Source organism: Achromobacter sp. HZ34, assembly GCF_002209485.1.
GTDB lineage: Bacteria > Pseudomonadota > Gammaproteobacteria > Burkholderiales > Burkholderiaceae_B > Bordetella_C.
In genome coordinates, this window is record NZ_NJIX01000003.1 from 377,581 (window position 1) to 396,220 (window position 18,640).

Genomic DNA, 18,640 nt, shown 5'->3' on the forward strand with positions numbered 1-18,640 from the left:
ATGGAAATCCCTTCATCCGGCATGCTGAAAAACTGGACAGCCGCCGTCCTCGCCCTGACGATGGCATCGAACGTCCACGCGCAAATGGGCTTCGACTCCCCCACATCCGCCATGACCGCCTTCGGCAACGCCATCGAAAACAACAGCGAAGCCAAGCTGCGTTCCCTCTTCGGCGACGACTTCCGAAAATTGATCCCCCCGCTCGGCACCACGGACCGGGAAGCATTCATCTCGGCATGGATGCAATCGCACTTCGTCGAACCAGGAGTAGCCGGACATGCGCATATCGCCGTCGGCAACGCTGGCTGGACCTTCCCGATTCCCCTCGTCGAACACCCCGATGGCTGGCACTTCGACACCGCCGCCGGCGCCGAGGAAATGCGCTTACGCCGCATCGGCCGCAACGAATTGGCGGTCATCCAGACCATGCTCGCCGTCTACGACGCACAGCGCGAATATGCACAGACACATCACGACGACAACCGCCTGCTCGTCTATGCCTCGAAGCTGGTGAGCTCGCAGGGCAAGCACGACGGCTTGTATTGGCCAGACGCTCCCGGACAAACGCCCAGCCCCCTGGGCCAGGCCTTCGTCGATGCGATCCCCAGCAATAGCCGCGATGCCGGCTTCCACGGTTATTTCTTCAAGCTGCTCAAGTCACAGGGAATACATGCTCCCGGCGGAGCCTACGATTACCTGGTGCGTGGCAAGCTTTTCGGCGGCTTCGCGGTCATCGCCTGGCCCGTGGAATACGGCAACACAGGCATCAAGAGCTTCATCGTCAGCCATGACGGCCAGGTGTATCAGGCCGACCTGGGCCTGGACACCGCGGCTAAGGCGCAAGCCATCACCCGATTCGACCCCGGCCCTGCCTGGGCCCGCGTACCCGAGCTAGATAGCGAATGAGCAGATGCCGGAGTTCCCGCGCACCGGGGGCTGGCATCCGGCATCCGGCGATGCCGACGCCGCCCCGCCTCAACCCGAGGGTTTCTTGCCGCGCCCGCGCGTCGCATAATGGCCGCCCGAAACCAGGCGCTACAAGGCATTCCAGGGGGGCACACCATGACGACGGCGGACGATAGCGCGGCAGGCGCCTCCACGGATAAGTGGCGCTTCAGGCTCGGGATCATCTTGTTCGTCCTGGCGCCCGCATTGTGGCTCCTGGTGCCGCTGGCCGGTGCGCTGGGGATCTCCGGGTCACGCCTTGCGACCGTCACCGGGGTGGTTTTCCTCGCCAACAAGGTGGTGATGGTCGCGTGCATCGCAGTGATGGGCAAGGCGGGATTCCTGCGGCTGAAGGCGGCCGCTTTCGGCCATGCGAAACGGCTGGCGCCCGTCAGGACCGTCGGCCCCGTGCGCCACGCCATCGGCGTCGTGATGTTCTCGCTGCCGCTGATCTCTTCAGTGCTGGCGCCGTATATCGACCGGATATGGCCCGGCAGCGGTCAGCCCATCTGGCCCATCCAGATCCTGGGCGACGCCATGCTGGTCGCCAGCTTCTTCGTGTTGGGCGGAAATTTCTGGAGCAAACTGCACGCCCTGTTCATCCGCACGGCCTGACCGGCGCACCGCGAAGCGCGGCCATGGTCCCCGCCCTCGGCCCCGGCTCTCGTCTTAGGCTGCCGGCGCCGGCTAGCCCACCCTTATCCACAAGGCCGAGGCGTCATCGCTCGGCTTGAAGCGGGGATAGCGCAGGCACGCCGCGTCTTCGAGCTCGATCTGGCGCAGTTCTGCCGCCAGCGGCACCAGCCCTGTGTCCAGCACGCGGGCGACGAAGCTGGCCGCATCGTAACGGCCGTAGGTATCGAACAAGGCGGCGTAGCCATCGCTCAGCAGGAACAGGTCGTCGCCTGCCGCCAAGCCTGTCCGCGCATACTGCGTATGGGCCTCGATCAGCCCGGCGTCGATTCCCAGCGCCACCTTCGCGCGCTCGCGCGACGCACGCCGATCCGCCAGCACGGCCGCGGACCGTACACCGCCCGCGCCTGCCCCCGGCCCTAATGCGGCGGCCTCGGCCAGTTCCACTCCTCGATCCGGCACCGGCGTCAGGAAAGCCACCCCTGCCGCGCCGCGATGGAGGACGACGCAGTCGGAGATGTAGGCGCATGCAACGCTGGCGTCCTCGATGGCCACCGCCGCGAAAGCCGCGCGAGGCACTTCCCAGCGCGCCACCGGGTCCCGGCGCCGATCGCGTTCGTAGGACGCGGCAACGGTCTCGAACACCGATACGCAGATCTCGGCGATGGGCCCCGACGCGGCTGAAAACGCCTTGTGTGCCGTCGCGGCCAACCAGGCGGCGCCGCCCTGTTCACCCATCAGCCCGGGCGGGCCCAAGTCAGTGGCCCCGTCGATCACCCAGGCGTGCTGGTCGCCGCAGCCGATGCGGTCGTCATTTGGAACGGCGGCTTTCCCGGCGATGCTCAAGGATTGGATCAGATCGAAATGCATGTTGATGGCCCATCGATAATGGCCTGCGGAAAGGTTCCCAACAGGCAGGCGGCGCGAACCGGATAATGATCCGCGATTCAGCCGCAGGTTTCAGGCATTTGGTCGATTATCCAGCGCTGCCGGTTCCGGTGATCCGTTGCGTTGCAGCAACTGAAGCGAAATATCCAGGATTTTGCCGGCCCCGCTGTATATACGGGCGAATCAAATCCGCGCTTGTTTAAATTTACATTCCGATTCATTTTGACCCTCGGGACTTAATCTTCCCTCTGGCGCACACGTCTATATTTCACCTTTGCTTGCATGTTCTGCTAAATGCCGTAATTACGTCTTACAGCGCACAACATGTTGTTTTGGTCTCAGGTGTCGGCCAAGTGGCCGTGGAGTATTTGATGAATCGGAAAGACGTGTATCCAGGTGCGCGGCGAATCGCCCGCCGGATAATGTGCGCAATGGCGGTATCGCTGGCGAGTGGCCTTGGCGTTCTGTCTGCAAACCCGGCTTCGGCGGCAAGCTCCGACCCGCTCGGCCCCCTGCGCGGCGCTGAGAAATCCCAGATACGCGATGGCTGGACGTATCGCGAACAGGGCGGCTGGTTCATTCTGCAAAATGACAACGCCAAGCAATCCGAGCAGACGCTGGTGCTCGACCCGCGCGCGGCGGGCAGCGCCGGCCGTTATCTTTCCGCCAGCATCACGGTCGAATCGAAGCAGCCGGATGCGTCGATCGGCGTGCTCCTGCGCAACACGGGCTCCGGCAATTTGTGCCTGATGGAAATCACGGCCTCGGCCGACGCGAATCTGTTCTGCGTCGTCGGCGGGAAAAACATCAAGATCGCCAATCAGCCCAAAGCGGCGAAACTGGGCGGTAAAGACCTTATCCAGATGATCGAGTCGGAGGACGGCGCCACGTTTCTCCTGAATGGCAAGAAAGTCGGTACGGTGGAGCCGAGCACGCTGGCAATCGACCAGGTGGGTTTGATGGCTTATGACACCGGGCTGTTCGGTATCGGTGATTTCAAGAACATGACGTTGGCGCAGGCCAAGCAAGCCGCCGACAGCGCCGGTTCGGGAGGTTCTGGCGGTTCTGGCGGTTCTGGCGGTTCTGGTGGCTCTGGTGGCTCTGGTGGCTCTGGTGGTTCCGCCAAGAACAATGCGCCCGCTGGCGACCCTGCCGGTGCCATCCTCAATCCCATGGAGCAACGCTTCTCTGGTGTCGGCCCGATTCCCCAGTTCGACGGCACCGATATACGCCGTGTCGCCGCCTACCTCGGTATCGTGCAAAGCGTCTTCATCCATGAGTTCGGCCATGCGCTGATCAACGAACTGGATTTGCCCTCGACCGGTCCGGAAGAAGACGCCGTGGATATCTTTTCCGCACTGCGCCTGGTGGACCCGACGATCTACAAGTCCAACAGCGCGGATATCGATACGATAGGCCGCGAGGTCGCCATCTATGGCGCCTTGCAGTGGTACTACAGCGGCAAGATCAACGAAGCGAACGGCAACGGCGAAACGCCCTGGCAGGACGAACATACCGCCGACCTGAAGCGCTTCCGCAACTTTTTCTGCGTCATTTATGGTGGCAATCCCAACGTGTTCGGCAAGATTGCTGAAGCGACCGGCATGAACGACCGTACGCTGGGCCGCTGCGAGCAGGAATACACCAAGCAGAACCGCGCCTGGCGCACCATCCTGGCGCCGTATACGCGGGTAGGCCCCTGGAATCCCGAAGGCACGCAACCCGCGAATGCCCCGGGCGCCAAGATCACCGTGAAGTTCGAGCCTTCCAAGTACCGGGTCGGCAAATACTTCCAAGCCGCCTTCGAAGAGGGCATCACCGGCAACATCCAGGACCTGGCGAAGACCTATGTACTGCCGCGTCCGTTGACCGTGGTCTACCGCGACTGCGATCAATTGAACGCGTGGTACAGCCATGAAGATGCCAGCATCACCATGTGCTACAACCTGCTGAGCTACATGCTCAACATGGTCTCGGACATGGAGATGAACACCGTCGATGGCTGGACCATGGCGAAGGGCCAGGGCGCGTCGAACGGAGCGGGAGCAGGTGCGGCGCCGTCGAATTCGGCCGGCGCGGCAGCGCCCCAGGGCGGCAACCGCACGACCGCCGCCGCGCCGGTGCCGGTCCCGGCCGGCAACTTCGATGAAGCCAAGGATTTCGGCATGCCGCCGACGCAGGTTCTTTATCCGGCCCCATACAAGGGGCCCACGCCGACGACGAATCCGCTTGCAACGGTGGTGACCACGGCGCAGCTGGCCAACTACCTGATGTCGAACGACAAGGTCCTGCTGATCGACACGGGCAAGCTCGACCAGACCATACCTGGCGCCATCCAGGTGCCTGATGCCGGACGCGATGGCAGCCTGACTGACTCGTTCCAGGATCAACTCGTGGAATGGCTTGCCAAGCAGACCAAGGGCGACACGGCGAGCCCTGTCATTTTCTTCGGCCCGGGGCTGAACGACCGCAGTTCCTACAATGCCGCGCTGCGTGCGGGCCGAGGCAAGTTCAAGACGTTCTGGTATCGCGGCGGCACGGAAGCCTGGGTCGCGGCGGGAATGCCGGTGCGTCCGGTGGGCAAGTAAAAGGAGCAGGCCCGGATCGTAAAGGCCGGCGGCCTGATCGTTCATAGCCGGTGATATCGCCGGTCTCGACGAAAAAGAACGGCCCCGTGTGAGGAAACACGGGGCCGTTTTGCTGCATCGCGAGGACTTCGAGAACTGCTCCCGCCTCGCGCCGGGAAGCCCGCCAGGCCAGCACGCCTGGCAAGCCGGACTTCTATTCTGGCCGCGCGCAGTGGCGCGGTTTATTTCAGCAGGCTGAGCCGGTGGCTGCCTGTCGAGTTCTTTACTGCGATCCTGCAATCAGCCTTGGAAAGGCACGTTGTTCGTGTCACCGAAGGCGGTGGCACCAGGCGTCTTCGCAACGTCAGCGGCGACTTGGGCACGCGACACGTTGGATTCGGCTTGGGCCGAGAACGCGACGTTGTCGCTGTCACCGAAGGCAACCAGGCCTTCGTTCTTCGCTTGTTGCAGTTCGGCTTGAATCTGGGCACGGCTGGTCGAGCTGTCGGCTTGGCCGTAGGTACCTTGGAAAGGCACGTTATCGATGTCGCCGCGGGGGGTACCGGCTTGGGCGGCACCGATCAAGGCAAACGAAACGATCAGCGAGGTGGCGATGGTCTTCATGGCAGTTCTCCTAGTCCTAGTCAGTGGGAGCAGACCGTATCGGCTAATTCCGTGTGGTCTGTTGCTGTTCCCGATGACTGAATTCTGCGCCTGCAAGCCCTAGGGATAAACCCGATATTCGCCAAATCACCTTTCCAAAAAAGAAGGCAATGCTGCTATTCCCCCAATAAACAATCGCTATGGAAAGCCGCCCCCCGCTGCTATCAAACAGATGCAGCAGAGAAACCGCGTTGTAGGACCGGTCTGATTTTGCAGAACATGCAGCTGCAACGCGCGTTGCACAGACAGATTGGCGGCAAGGACGATTGCTGCCCGAGGCTGGATACCACGGTAAAAGGCGGTCTATATGACTCACGAGGATGCAGGTGAAAACATCAGAGGCCAACGCGGCAGCGGCAGTGTGGAAATGTTATGCCTCCCACACTTTTCATCAGTCGCTCGCGGAGGTTGCCTCCGACACGGTGGCAGATGGGGTCTTCCTGCAAATCGAGTCGACCTGCTCCAGGACGGACATACATGGCGAGTCACTGACGGCGACATGTCGTTCTATGCCGGACTGGCCGACGAGGATTTCGCGGCAAGCATCGAAAGCAGCAGCGAGATAAACCAGGATTTGAGCGGCGTCGGTATCATCAACGTTTACGCATGAAGGACACTCGCTTCCCATGAAGCCCATAAAGCCTGCACGAGCGGACTACCACACCGACGATAGATCCTGGCACCTGTTTGGGGATGACGATGGCGCTCTCCATTCAGCATCTGGCCGAACGGGTCAATTACTTCGTCGATGATTACAGGGGCCGACGCATCAACGGCCCGCTACTCTCGGCCGCCATCGAGGCGTGCTCGGCGATACAAAGCGAGTTGAACGACGAGAGTTCCCGTAGTCCTACAAACTAGCGACCGCGTTCGCTATGGCGTAACCGTACCCGATCTGCCCGGTTGTTTTTCAGCAGGTGACACATTCGAAGAAGCGCTGGACTGCGTCAAGGAAGCTATCGACGTACCCCTCGAAGGCCTTGCGGAACAAGGTGACGAAGTGCCGGTCCCGCGCCCAATCCAGGAGCATCGAGCCAATCATGATATTGATCGACGCTTACGCGAAAGCTCACGGCGCCACTCGCAGCGGCTTACTGGTCGAGGCGGCGCGGCGCGCCATGAGAGGCCGAGGCTAGGAACAAGGACTCAGACCGCACGCAGCCTGCCACCGATATAAACAGTTTCGCTAAAAAAAAGACGGCCCCGTGTGAGGAAACACGGGGCCGTTTTGCTGCATCGCGAGGAGTTTGAGAACTGCTCCCGCCTCGCGTCGGGAAGCCCGCCAGGCCAGCACGCCTGGCAAGCCGGACTTCTATTCTGGCCGCGCGTAGTGGCGCGGTTTATTTCAGCAGGCTGAGCCGATGGCTGCCTGTCGAGTTCTTCACTGCGATCCTGCAATTCGGTAATGCTCGATCAGGTGATGCTGGAACACGATCTCGCGCTCCCTGATCGATGCTCTTGCGATCAGCCTTGGAAAGGCACGTTGTTCGTGTCGCCGAAGGCGGTAGCACCGGGCGTTGCCGCAACGTCAGCGGCGACTTGGGCACGCGACACGTTGGATTCGGCTTGAGCCGAGAACGCGACGTTGTCGCTGTCACCGAAGGCAACCAGGCCTTCGTTCTTCGCTTGTTGCAGTTCGGCTTGAATCTGGGCACGGCTGGTCGAGCTGTCGGCTTGGCCGTAGGTACCTTGGAAAGGCACGTTGTCGATGTCGCCGCGGGGGGTACCGGCTTGGGCGGCACCAATCAGGGCAAACGAAACGATCAGCGAGGTGGCGATGGTCTTCATGGCAGTTCTCCTAGTCCTAGTCAGTGGGAGCAGACCGTGTCGGCTAATTCCGTGTGGTCTGTTGCTGTTCCCGATGACTGAATTCTGCGCTCGCAAGCCCTAGGGATAAACCCGATATCCGCTAAATCACCTTTCCAAAAAAGAGACCAATGCTGCTATTGCCACCATTAATGCTTGCTATGGGTGGGCCGTCTTCGCCGGCTGTTGATCAAACGAAAAAACCCCGCAGGCGATAAACGCTACGGGGTTCCTTGGTTCCTGGACTGGCCAGGTTGAATTCTTGGCGGACAGAGGGGGATTCGAACCCCCGATACGCTTTTGACGTATACACGCTTTCCAGGCGTGCGCCTTCAACCGCTCGGCCACCTGTCCTGATCCGGATTTTTCGTCCGGGCAGACCCGAAACGGAAAACGGCAATCCGCGATTCTAGCAGATCCAGATGAAACGTGCTGGCAAGCGTGGGCAACGTCAGTCAGCCAAAATACCTCACCAATCCCCAAAGGCCACCGACAATGCGCAATCTGGATTTCAGCTCCTGGCAGGCACTGCTCTCCACCCTGCTGGGCCTCGCGGTATTTACGTTGATCGGCGTGGGGATCCGCCTCATCGTGATGCAGACGATCCAGCAAAGGCGGCAGCGCGAAAACAGGCAGGTCAATGAGCGCCTGCGTACGCTTATCGCTGCCTACAAGACATTGGGCGGATCGTTCACCGGGAGCCTGCTGGTCGACCCCACGCACCTGCGTGATCTACGCCTGGGCACGAAAGGCAGCACGTCCGCGTCCGATGCCGCCAAATCAGCTGCGGCGCCCACGATGACATCCGGTACCGCCCAAACTTCCGCGCCACCCGCAGGTACCGTTGACCCCGCCCCCACCGGCACGGCGCTCACGCTGCCAGCCCCCAACGATGCCGCCAACGGCGACAACGGCAATCCATCCGAACGCCGCCGCCGCATCCGCGATGCAGTCGAAGCAGCGCTGTCGGACATCATCCTGCTGGGAACGGAAGAACAGGTCAGGATGGCGGCGCACGCAGCCACCGAAATGGCGCAGGGTCGGCCCGTCCATACCGCCGACCTGGTGGTGTCCCTGAGAAACTTCATCCGCAAGGTGCTGGACCTGGAACCCATACCCCGCGCAGTGATCATCCCCGAGCAGGGCCCCGCTCGCCCCGCCCCCTCGGGCGGGAAAGGCAAGGAAGGCGGCAAGGATAATGCGGGTGTGGGAGGCGGCGGAGGTGGTGGCGGCGGAACAGGCGGAGGCGAAGGCGGTGGTAGTGGTGGCGGCGCCGGCATGGGCATGGGTATGGGCCTGGGCGCAGGCGTCGGCGCCGCTCACAACCTCCACGACGACGACACCACGAGCTGACTACCAGCCCTACCGCCCCACCCCACCCCGCGTCACACAATTCAAATAACCGTCCACCGCCGCCAGCACCGTCGCCGTCTGCACGACCTGCGCAAACCGGAACCGGTCTCCATAGACCGTCTCATCGGGAAATTCACTGATCAACATCAGCGGCACCCGCTCGTTCGCCGACTCGGTTATCTGCACGGGAATACCGTTGAGCATGTCAAAGCCCCGCTCCTGCGCATGCGCCTGGAATAGCGCCACCTGGCGGGCATTGAAGCGAATCAGCTCCGGATGCTCCCGTGCAAGCCGGACGGTGATGTTCTCCATCAGCGCGCGCGCCTTGCCGCCCCACCCCGGCTGGTGCCGCAAGACCAGGAAATACCCTTTGGGCACGGTCCACAACTCGAAATTACGCGGCAGATAACCCGACAAAGGCCGCGTCCATTCATGTGCCGGATAACCATGCAGGCTGATGTGCAACTGCGCACCACTCACCTCATACGCCTTGAACCGCGCCTCCAGTTCGTAATACGGCGCCTTCTCGCGATAAGCCAGATCATCGCCCAGGGCGGTATATCGTGCAGCATGGTGCATATGCCGAGGATTGCCCTGGCAAAGCTGTCCAAACAGCGCATAGCCATCCGGATTCTCCAGCCCGATCAACACAAAATGCGAATCCACCCGCGACTTCAACACATGCGCGGCCGCCAGCGCACCAACCACGCCGGACGCTTCGTTCGCATGCTGCCCGCCGGAAATCACCACGGCCGGCTCCGCGCCCCGCACATAGCTGCCCAGCACGGCACGCCCTTGCCGCGTCCGCACGCTGAAAGGCTCGCCGCCCACGACGTGCATCTCATGCGCAATGCGTTCGGGCGACAGCGGCCCGTTGACCTCCGACAACGGCGTCCCCAAGGACCGCGCCACCAGCTCCTTCACCGGCGCGAACGACTCGGTGGCGATGCGCAGCTTGATTTCGCGCTCGCTCTGGCGGACATCCGGCACGATCTGCCCCGGCTGCATGCCGCGGTTTCCCGGCGGCCGCCCCGAATGGCGCTGGAATACCTCCAGCAAACCGAAGTAGATCTCCTCGTGCATGGCCTCGAAGGTACTGATGACCTCGTCCTCGTAGCCGGTGTCACGCTCGATTCCCGGCAGATCCACGGCAATCTCCAGCCGCTCGAAATAAGGCTCGCTGTCACCCCAAGGATGATCGCCGACGACGCGCAATATCGTCTCGTGCATCCGCGAATACTCAGTCGGACGCGCCTCGTCCAGCAACACTCTGCCGTCCGCCCCTTCCACCTTCACCCATCCCGTCGGCGTCAGGCTGACAACGCCGGCATGGTCGGTCACGACATGGTTTGGCGCGAACACTTTCTTCTGCTCCGTGCGAGCGGTGGCATAGCGCAGCTCGATGGCATACTCCAGCTGGGGACCACCCGGCTCGAAAGTGACCTCGATGGTGTCCAGCATGCCGACCAGCGGATAGGCTTCCAAGGTGAACCGGCGCCGTGGCGCCTCGGCATGCACCGGATAGCGCACGGTTACGCCAGCCAGCCCGTTCACCTCGACTTCGTCCAGGAAGAAATGCACCAGCGGCTTGTACGCGCTATAAAAATGCGCCTCCACGCCCACCTGTGCCAGACGCCGCTCCGCCGCGCGCCGCGCCGGGGCCCCCTCGAACAGCCACGCATGAACGCGGGCGCCCCGGTAAGCGGGGTCGGAAAACTCCTGCACCCAGGCATCCAGGGTGCGCTCGAAAGTCTGTTCCAGCAGTATTGCCATGTCTACACCTTGCCGGTGGGATCGAGACGGTCACGCAGCCAATCGCCCAGCAGGTTCAGGCCCAGCACCGTCAACATGATGGCCAGACCGGGAAACACGCTGACCCACCACGCGGTCTGCAAATAGGTCCGGCCATCGGCAAGCATACCGCCCCAGCTCGGAATGGTGGGATCCACCCCCAGGCCCAGGAAGGTCAGGCTGCTTTCCAACAGGATATTGTTGGCCACGTTCAAGGCCATCAGGATGATCAGCGGCCCCAGCAGATTGGGCACGATGTGATGCCGCAGCATCGCCAGGTCGCGCACGCCGAACGCGCGCGCCGCCTGCACGAATTCACGCTCGCGCAAGGCCAGTACCTGCGCGCGCACCAGCCGCGCATACTGCACCCACTGCGAGATCACCATGAAGAAGATCACGTTGAACAGCCCACCCCCAAGGATGGAAATGAACGTGATCGCCACCAGGATGAAGGGCAAGGCCAGCTGCACGTCGGCAAAGCGCATCACGATGACGTCCCACACCCCGCGGTAATAGCCCGACACCAGCCCCATCACCGTGCCCAGCAAGGCGCCGAACAGCACCGAGAAGAATCCGGCGGTCAGCGAAATCTGCCCACCCACCACCACGCGCGCCAGCACGTCACGGCCCAGCGGATCGGTACCGAATACATGCGCCCAGGACTGGAACGGCGCGATCAGGCGCGCGCCCAGGTCCATGGCCTCGCCGCCATCGGGAAACAGCCAGCCGGACAGCAGCACCGCCAGCACCATCACGGCGGTCAGCACCACGCCCAGCACGAACTCCAGGGAACGGAATCGGCGACGGGCGGCGGCACGCCGCGCGGCTTCATTGGGAAGTATCGTCTGCATGGCGCCTCAACGCGTACGAATGCGGGGATCGACGATGCCGTAGGCAGTGTCGACCAACAGATTGACCACGACGATCACCAGCGCCAGCACGGTGACCGCCCCTTGCAACACGGGATAGTCGCGCGACGCGATGGCGTCGAAGGCCAGCGTCCCCATGCCCGGCCAGTTGAAGACTTTCTCGATCACCACGATGCCGCCGATCAGGCCGCCGAACTGCAGGCCCATATAGGTGATGAGCGGAATGGCGCAGTTGCGCAGCGCATGCTTGTACAGCACCACGCGTTCACGCAGGCCCTTGCTGCGCGCCACCATGATGTACTGCGCCGACAGTGTCTCCAGCATGGTGGTGCGCACCAGCCGCACATTCGTCGCGCTGAGGATGATGGCCATGGTCAGCGCCGGCATCACCAGGCTGATGGGGCCATCCCACCCTGAAGGCGGCAACAGCGGAAAGGTGATGGACAACAGCAGCACCAGCATCAAGGCCAGCCAGAAGTTGGGAAAGGACAAGCCCACCAGCGACAGGATGCGGATCGCCTGGTCGCTGGCCTTGCCCTTGTTGACGGCGGCGCGGATCCCCAGCGGCACGGATATCAGGATGGACAGCGCCAGCGAGACGAAAGCCAGCATCAGCGTGGCCGGCAAGGCATCGCCGATGAGCCGCGCCACCGACGTGCCGCCGGCGAAGCTGCGGCCGAAATCCCCCTGCAGCAGTCCGCCCATATAGGACAGGTACTGCACGGCGAATGGGCGGTCCAGCCCCAGCCCGGCGCGAATGTTCTGCAGATCCTGTTCAGTGATGCTGCCGGCACCCTGGCTCAGCATCACCGCCGGGTCGCCGGTCAGGCGCACCGCGTAGGAAACCAGCAGCGTCACCGCAAGCACCACGAAGATGGCTTGCAGCACGCGTTTGACGATAAAACCAGTCATAAGACTTTTCTTGGCAAGCCCCGGCGGCAAGCCGGGGCCCTGTTCAAAAGATCGACGCCGCGGCGTTCCCGGCCTTTATTCGACGCTGGCGTTGACGAAGCGGAAGCGGATATCCCCAGGGATCTCCGCGCCCTTGACGCGATTGTTCACCCCGACGACGGTATCCAGCGCGTACATCGGCAGGTCCAGGGACTGGTCCGCCACATACGCCGCCACCGCGCGCAAGGTCTTCTGCCGTTCATTGACGTCATAGGTATTGCGCTGCGACTCCAGCATCGCATCCAGCTTGGCGTCCTTGTCGTAGGGATTCCACTTCTCGCCGGAGTGGTACATCAGATACGCGGTGTTGTCGTAGTCATACGTCCAGCCGCCCCACTGGTTCTGCCACATCGCGCCGGTCTTGCCCTGCGGGATGATGTCGTTGATCAGCACCGGCGTCTCGTACGGCTTGATGGTGACCTTCACGCCCACCGCCTGCATGTAGGCGGCCATGGCCTGCGCCACTTCACGGAACTGGGAATCGCTGCCGCGCACATCCAGCTGGATGGTTTCGCCGGGCTTGACACCCGCCGCCGCCAGCAGCTTCTTCGCCTCGGCCGGATTGAAGGGCAGCGGCTTGAGCGCCGGGTCGTAGCCGAAGGACAGATCGCCCTGGAAGCTGGCGATAGGCTTGGCCTTGCCCATCAGCAACTGCTTGATGATGGCGTCGCGGTCCACGGCCATGGTCAAGGCGCGGCGCACCTCGCGCTTGGCGGTGATGCCATGCACGGTATCGAAGCGCACCACGATGGTGACCGGACCACTGGTGCTGACGATATGCGCGTTGGACGACTTGTCGATGGTGGCGACCAGGTTCAAGGGAATGACGGTGGCGATATCCACTCGTCCTGCCTGCAGCTCCGCCACCTGCGTCGCGGGTTCGGCGATGAAGCGATACACCAGCTGGTCCAGCTTGGGCTTGCCGCCCCAGTAGTCATCGTTGCGCGCCAGCGTCAGGCTGACCTTGGGCTTGTAGTCGACGAACTTGAACGGGCCGGTGCCGACGGGATGTTCGTTGAAGTAGGCATCCCCTTTCTCCTGGATGTACTTCGGCGGCACGATCATGCCGCCATAGCCGGCCAGCTTGGTCAGTATCACGGGATCGGGGCGCTTCATGATGAAGTCGACCGTGTGCGCATCGACCACTTCCACCTTGTCGATGGACGTGTAGTTGGAGCGCTGCGGACCCTTCGCGCCTTCCTGGCTCAGCAGCCGATCGAAGGTGAACTTGACGGCATTGGCGTCGAAGGGCTCGCCGTCGTGGAACTTGACGCCTTCGCGCAGCTTGAAGCGGATGCGCGCGTTGTTGTCCAGGAATTCCCAACTGGTCGCCAGCGCCGGCTGCAGCTTCATGTCCGCGCCGCGCATGGTCAGGCCGTCATAGATGTTGCTGCCGACCGATCCCCACCAGGTCACGAACGTGTCGATCGGGTCCCAGCTGCCGGCATCCTGCGTGATGGCCACCGTCATGGTGCCGGCCGCGTGCGCGCCGGACAAAGGCAACAATGCCCCGGCGCCCAGCGCCAGCGCCACGCTCATCGCGGCCGCGGTTTTTTTCAGGGTAAACATGATTGCCTCCAGGTGCAGAATCGATAAGGGAACAAGGTCAGGGTGCCTTTCGCGGTGGAAATGGCAATGGCAAAACGGGCAATCAACTGCGAAATAACGGACGATCAAGGGACAACCTGTGAACCATCAACGGGCCACCAGATGCCCCGGTTCGACTTCATCCAGCAGCAGAAGCGCCGGCTCATCGCCGACGCGCCGCACCGGGCTGGGGATCTCCCCGGACACCAGGCTGGTATCGATATGGCGGCCAGGCTCGGCCACCGGCACTGCCGCCAACAGCTTGCGCGTATAGGCATGGCGCGGCGCCTCGAAGATGCGGCGCCGGCTGCCAAGCTCGACGATCTGCCCCAGGTACATCACCGCCACCCGATGGCTGACCCGCTCCACCACCGCCATGTCGTGTGTGATGAACAGATAGGACAGGCCGTGTTCTTTCTGCAGGTCCATCAGCAGATTCAGGATCTGCGCCTGAATGGACACGTCCAGGGCCGACACCGATTCGTCGGCGATGATCAGCCGCGGCTTGCTGGCCAGGGCGCGCGCGATGCACACGCGCTGGCGCTGGCCGCCGGAAAACTCGTGCGGATAACGCGAGGCATGCCCGGGTTCCAGGCCTACGTGCTCCAGCAACTCGGCGACGCGCCGCTGGATGGCGGCCTGCCCGTCCAGCAGCCCGTGCGTGACGACAGGCTCGGCGATGCTGAAACCCACGGTCTTGCGCGGATCCAGCGACGCGTATGGATCCTGGAAGATGTACTGGATTTCCTGGCGCAGCCGCTGGCTGCCCGCGCGGTCCATCGAGAAGATATCGCGCCCATCGAAGCGCACCTCGCCTGACGTCGGCGCCACCAGCTGCTGCAGGGTCTTGCCGATGGTCGACTTGCCGCTGCCCGACTCGCCCACCAGGGCCAAGGTCTCACCGGGATAGAGATCGAAGCTGACGCCTTCCACCGCGTGCACGCGATGCGTGGCCCGGCCCAGGAAGTTGCGCTTGACGTCGAAGCGCGTGGTCAGGCCGCGCACGCTGAGCAAGGGCTGGCGATAGTCCGCCGTATCCTGGTCATAGGCGGCGCCCACCTGGCGCAGTGTGTCGCCGTCCAGCAGCGTCTGCTGCGTACGGCGCGGCAGGTCGGTGCCGGTCATGCTGCCCAGGCGCGGCACGGCCGCCAGCAGGGCCTGGGTATAGGCGTGCCGGGGCGCCTCGAAAATCTGCTTGACCGTGCCCTGCTCCACCTTCTTGCCGCGCAGCATGACGACCACCTCGTCGGCCATTTCCGCCACCACGCCCATATCGTGCGTGATGAACACCACCGCGGTGCCCAGGTCGCGCTGCAGCTCGCGAATGATGTTGAGGATCTGCGCCTGGATGGTGACGTCCAGCGCGGTAGTGGGCTCGTCGGCGATCAGCAGGCGCGGCTGGCAGGACAGGGCCATGGCGATCATGACGCGCTGGCGCATGCCGCCGGACAGCTGGTGCGGATACCGGTCCAGCATCTGCTCCGCATCCGGCAGGCGCACTTTCTCCAGCAGGGCCCGCGCGGCCTGGCGCGCAGCCGCCGGCGCCAGCCGCTGATGCAGCACGATGGCTTCCTGGATCTGGTCGCCCACCGTGTAGACGGGATTCAGCGACGTCATCGGCTCCTGGAAGATCATGGCGATGTCGTTGCCGCGCAAGGCACGCATCCGGTCTTCGGAAACCTGGGTCAGGTCCAGCGCCTGGCCTTCCTTGTCGCGCAACACGATGCTGCCGGCGCTGACGCGCCCGCCCGTATAGCGGGTGAGGCCCATGATGGCCAGGGAAGTGACGGACTTGCCCGAGCCCGATTCGCCCACGATGGCCAGGGTCTGGCCAGGACGTACGTCGAAGTCGAGGCCGTCGACGGCACGCACGGGACCGGAGTCGGAGGCAAAGTCCACGGTGACCCCTCGCAACGACAGCAGGATATCGGCGGAAGGCGGGGCGGTGTTGCTGGTAGACAAGGAAGGAATTTGCAAATGTGATTCTGGGTGAATCGGGTGATTCTCGATGGTGCCGCCCCACGGGCACATCCGTACAAACCCTTATATCCACACCTCGTCCACGCACGCCAGGAAAGCCCGCACCAGCCGCGTGCTGGGCGTATTGGCGGGCCGCAGCACATAGCTGCTGAATTCAATCACGGGCTCGAACGCGATTGCCTTCGTACCAGGCGTCTTCATGCTGCGGCTGACGATGGGATTGACGATACCCACCCCCAGTCCCAGCCCCACCATGCGGCAGATGGTGGTCGCGTAAGGCGTTTCTATCGTCAGCTCCCGGTCGTCCGACTCGAAGGCCGCATCGGTGGCCAGCCGCGTGGAACTGCCATGCGGCAGGGAAATGAAGCGCTCGCCCGCCAGGTCCCTGGCCTTGATCAGCCGCTTACGCGCCAGGCGGTGGTCGCTGGGCACGACGCAGACGCCGCGCTCCTTGCGCAACAGGGCGCTCTCGATGCCAGGGATGTCTGAGAGAAAGGAAACCAGCCCCACGTCGCAGTACCGCATGGCCGTCCACTGTGCGACGGCCGACGACCCGCTGGTATGGATCACCACCGGCACCTTGGGATAGCGTTCGGTGAACAGGCGTATGGCCTCGGGGATGATGCTCATGGCGATCGACGTCACCGCCCCCACCCGCAAGCTGCCCGTGCCGGACTGGCGTATGGAGCGGGCCGACTCGGACAGGCTGTCCAGCCCGACGAAGGCCCGTTCGACTTCACGCAGCAAAGCCTCTGCTTCGATGGTGGGAAAAATGCGTCCGGCAACGCGCTCGAACAGGGCGAAGCCGACTTCCTTTTCCAGCTGTGAAATCACACGGGTGACGTTGGGCTGCGAGGTGTGCAACTGACTCGCCGCCAGCGTCATCGAGCGCGTCAGCATGACGGCGCGGAAGGTTTCTATCTGCTTGAAATTCATGCCGCGCCGCTGCGGAAACGCTTGCTTCCGCGCCCATATCAAGAATGTATCGATGCGCCAAGATAACTGATTTGACGTTACAGGGGGGCATTTTCATACTGGTCCGCAGACGTTTCAACGGAGCAGGAAAATGGAATCCAAGGTCAGTCGACGCCTCAAAGAGGCCCTCGCACCCGAAGTACGCGAGTACATCTACACGCCGCGCCTCATGCGCGAATTTCACGCCAACTTCGGCTACCTGACGAGCATCAACCAGGCGCATCTGCTGATGCTGCATGGCGCCGGCCTGATGGACACGGCCACCGCCGCCGCCCTGGCCCGCGCGCTGTTGCGGATGGAAGAAGAAGGGCCGGACGCGGTCGAACTGGACGCCGCCCGCGAAGAGGCCTACTTCAACTACGAAGCGCGTCTGATGGAGATCGCCGGCCGCGACGCGGGCGGCCGCCTGCACATGGCGCGCAGCCGCAACGACATGGGCGCCACGGTCGACCGCATGAAGGCGCGCGCCAAGATCCTGGACCTGATCGACGCCATGGCCGCCGTGCACGACGCCGCCCTGACGCGAGCCCGTGAACATGCCGATGTGGTCATGCCGGGCTACACGCATCTGCAGCCGGCCCAGCCCATCACCTACGGCTACTACCTGACGGCAGTGGCCGAGACCATACTCCGCGACATCGACCGCCTGAACCTGGGCCTGCGCCGCCTGGATGCCTGCCCCCTGGGCGCGGGCGCCCTGGCCGGCACGGCCTTCCCCATCGATCGCGGCATCACCGCCGGCTGGCTGGGTTTCGCCGCGCCCGTGCCCAACGCCCTGGATGCGGTGGGCTCGCGCGACTTTGCCCTGGAGATCCTGTCGTCGATCACCATTGCCGCCGTCACGTGGAGCCGGGTCGCGCAGGACTATTACGTCTGGTCGACGCCGGAGTTCGGCTTGATCGAATTTCCCGACAGCGTGGCCAGCACGTCCAGCATCATGCCGCAGAAGAAGAACCCGGCCGTGCTCGAGCATCTCAAGGGCAAGGCAGGACACATGCTCGGCCTGTTGACGGCATCCATGGCCACCATCAAGGGCACCAACTTCACCCACACGGGCGACGGCAGCCGCGAAAGCATGCGCAGTTTCTACGAGGCCGCGGACGAGTCCACGCGTTGTCTGGCGCTGTTGCGCCTCATCGTCGATCGCGCCCAGCCGCGCCCGCAAACCATGCTGGCGCAGGCGCGCGGCAACTTCTCCACGGCCACCGACCTGGCCGACGCACTGGTGCGCGAGGCTGGCATGTCCTTCCGCGACGCTCACCATGTCGTCGGCGCGGTGGTGCGCAGCGCGCTGGACCAGGGCATTACCGCCGACCGGATCGACACCGCCCTGATCGACGCCGCCTGCCACGAAGAACTGGGCCGGCCGGCGGGCCTGAGCGCTGCTACCGTCGCGGACTGCCTGGATCCGCGGCGCAATGTCGCCTCGCGCAAGATCCTCGGTGGACCGGCACACGAACGCGTCATTGAAAGCATCGAGCGGCAGGCGCGGATGCGCGCTCACCTGCTGGACGAAACGCAGACCTGCCGGCGCCGCATCGCCGACGCCGCCGCGACGCTCACGCAACAGACCCGTGAGTTGGCGGCGGCGGGGCAGTGACTCCGCCGGCGGCGCTGAGCACTGCAAGCACT

15 protein-coding genes and 1 tRNA gene are annotated in these 18,640 nt (G+C 63.4%); 6 read left to right on the plus strand and 10 right to left on the minus strand.

Annotated elements, in window-relative coordinates; translation table 11 throughout:
* Together CEY05_RS13835 and CEY05_RS13840 are read left to right on the plus strand one after the other, a co-directional pair.
* On the plus strand, positions 1-906 hold the full coding sequence (locus CEY05_RS13835; protein WP_088598901.1) for a DUF2950 domain-containing protein: 906 nt from the start codon (positions 1-3) through the stop codon (positions 904-906).
* 156 nt (positions 907-1,062) lie between these two features.
* On the plus strand, positions 1,063-1,560 hold the full coding sequence (locus CEY05_RS13840) for a transporter suffix domain-containing protein (protein WP_088598902.1): 498 nt from the start codon (positions 1,063-1,065) through the stop codon (positions 1,558-1,560).
* Between the two features lie 72 nt (positions 1,561-1,632).
* Here the strand turns inward: CEY05_RS13840 and CEY05_RS13845 are convergent, their stop codons facing one another.
* Positions 1,633-2,448 carry a hypothetical protein gene (locus CEY05_RS13845; RefSeq protein ID WP_088598903.1) on the minus strand — a complete coding sequence of 272 codons (816 nt, stop codon included), beginning with the start codon at positions 2,446-2,448 and terminating at the stop codon, positions 1,633-1,635.
* A gap of 449 nt (positions 2,449-2,897) precedes the next feature.
* On the opposite strand from CEY05_RS13845, the gene CEY05_RS13850 reads away from it, so the two are divergent.
* Positions 2,898-5,054 carry a DUF4344 domain-containing metallopeptidase gene (locus CEY05_RS13850; RefSeq protein WP_143220431.1) on the plus strand — a complete coding sequence of 719 codons (2,157 nt, stop codon included), beginning with the start codon at positions 2,898-2,900 and terminating at the stop codon, positions 5,052-5,054.
* Between the two features lie 279 nt (positions 5,055-5,333).
* Here CEY05_RS13850 and CEY05_RS13855 read toward each other — a convergent pair whose 3' ends face one another.
* Positions 5,334-5,657 carry a DUF4148 domain-containing protein gene (locus CEY05_RS13855; protein ID WP_088598905.1) on the minus strand — a complete coding sequence of 108 codons (324 nt, stop codon included), beginning with the start codon at positions 5,655-5,657 and terminating at the stop codon, positions 5,334-5,336.
* Positions 5,658-6,591: 934 nt separating this feature from the next.
* On the opposite strand from CEY05_RS13855, the gene CEY05_RS31995 reads away from it, so the two are divergent.
* Entirely contained in the window at positions 6,592-6,873 is a 282-nt protein-coding gene (locus CEY05_RS31995) for a type II toxin-antitoxin system HicB family antitoxin (RefSeq protein WP_233161556.1), read from the plus strand.
* A 287-nt stretch (positions 6,874-7,160) separates the two neighbouring features.
* On the opposite strand, the gene CEY05_RS13865 is transcribed toward CEY05_RS31995, so the two are convergent.
* On the minus strand, positions 7,161-7,484 hold the full coding sequence (locus tag CEY05_RS13865) for a DUF4148 domain-containing protein (protein WP_088598906.1): 324 nt from the start codon (positions 7,482-7,484) through the stop codon (positions 7,161-7,163).
* 281 nt (positions 7,485-7,765) lie between these two features.
* Positions 7,766-7,856 (minus strand) — tRNA-Ser (locus tag CEY05_RS13870).
* 141 nt (positions 7,857-7,997) lie between these two features.
* On the opposite strand from CEY05_RS13870, the gene CEY05_RS13875 reads away from it, so the two are divergent.
* Complete coding sequence (locus tag CEY05_RS13875) at positions 7,998-8,855, plus strand: hypothetical protein (RefSeq protein WP_088598907.1); 858 nt, start codon at positions 7,998-8,000, stop codon at positions 8,853-8,855.
* 9 nt (positions 8,856-8,864) lie between these two features.
* Here the strand turns inward: CEY05_RS13875 and CEY05_RS13880 are convergent, their stop codons facing one another.
* The 6 genes from CEY05_RS13880 to CEY05_RS13905 all read right to left on the minus strand — a co-directional run bounded on the left by CEY05_RS13880 (position 8,865) and on the right by CEY05_RS13905 (position 16,969).
* Positions 8,865-10,628 carry a peptidase M14 gene (locus CEY05_RS13880; protein WP_088598908.1) on the minus strand — a complete coding sequence of 588 codons (1,764 nt, stop codon included), beginning with the start codon at positions 10,626-10,628 and terminating at the stop codon, positions 8,865-8,867.
* A 2-nt stretch (positions 10,629-10,630) separates the two neighbouring features.
* Positions 10,631-11,497 carry an ABC transporter permease gene (locus CEY05_RS13885; RefSeq protein ID WP_088598909.1) on the minus strand — a complete coding sequence of 289 codons (867 nt, stop codon included), beginning with the start codon at positions 11,495-11,497 and terminating at the stop codon, positions 10,631-10,633.
* A gap of 6 nt (positions 11,498-11,503) precedes the next feature.
* Positions 11,504-12,427 (minus strand): ABC transporter permease, encoded by a 924-nt coding sequence (locus CEY05_RS13890; protein WP_088598910.1) that lies wholly within the window; start codon positions 12,425-12,427, stop codon positions 11,504-11,506.
* Positions 12,428-12,502: 75 nt separating this feature from the next.
* Entirely contained in the window at positions 12,503-14,035 is a 1,533-nt protein-coding gene (locus tag CEY05_RS13895; protein WP_088598911.1) for an ABC transporter substrate-binding protein, read from the minus strand.
* Between the two features lie 126 nt (positions 14,036-14,161).
* A complete protein-coding gene (locus CEY05_RS13900) occupies positions 14,162-16,084 on the minus strand; it encodes a dipeptide ABC transporter ATP-binding protein (protein WP_369825944.1) in 1,923 nt (640 codons plus the stop codon).
* A gap of 12 nt (positions 16,085-16,096) precedes the next feature.
* Positions 16,097-16,969 (minus strand): LysR family transcriptional regulator, encoded by an 873-nt coding sequence (locus CEY05_RS13905; RefSeq protein ID WP_088598912.1) that lies wholly within the window; start codon positions 16,967-16,969, stop codon positions 16,097-16,099.
* 130 nt (positions 16,970-17,099) lie between these two features.
* Here CEY05_RS13905 and argH point away from each other — a divergent pair, with 130 nt between their 5' ends.
* On the plus strand, positions 17,100-18,608 hold the full coding sequence (gene argH / locus CEY05_RS13910) for an argininosuccinate lyase (protein WP_088598913.1): 1,509 nt from the start codon (positions 17,100-17,102) through the stop codon (positions 18,606-18,608).
* Positions 18,609-18,640 lie beyond the last annotated feature (32 nt).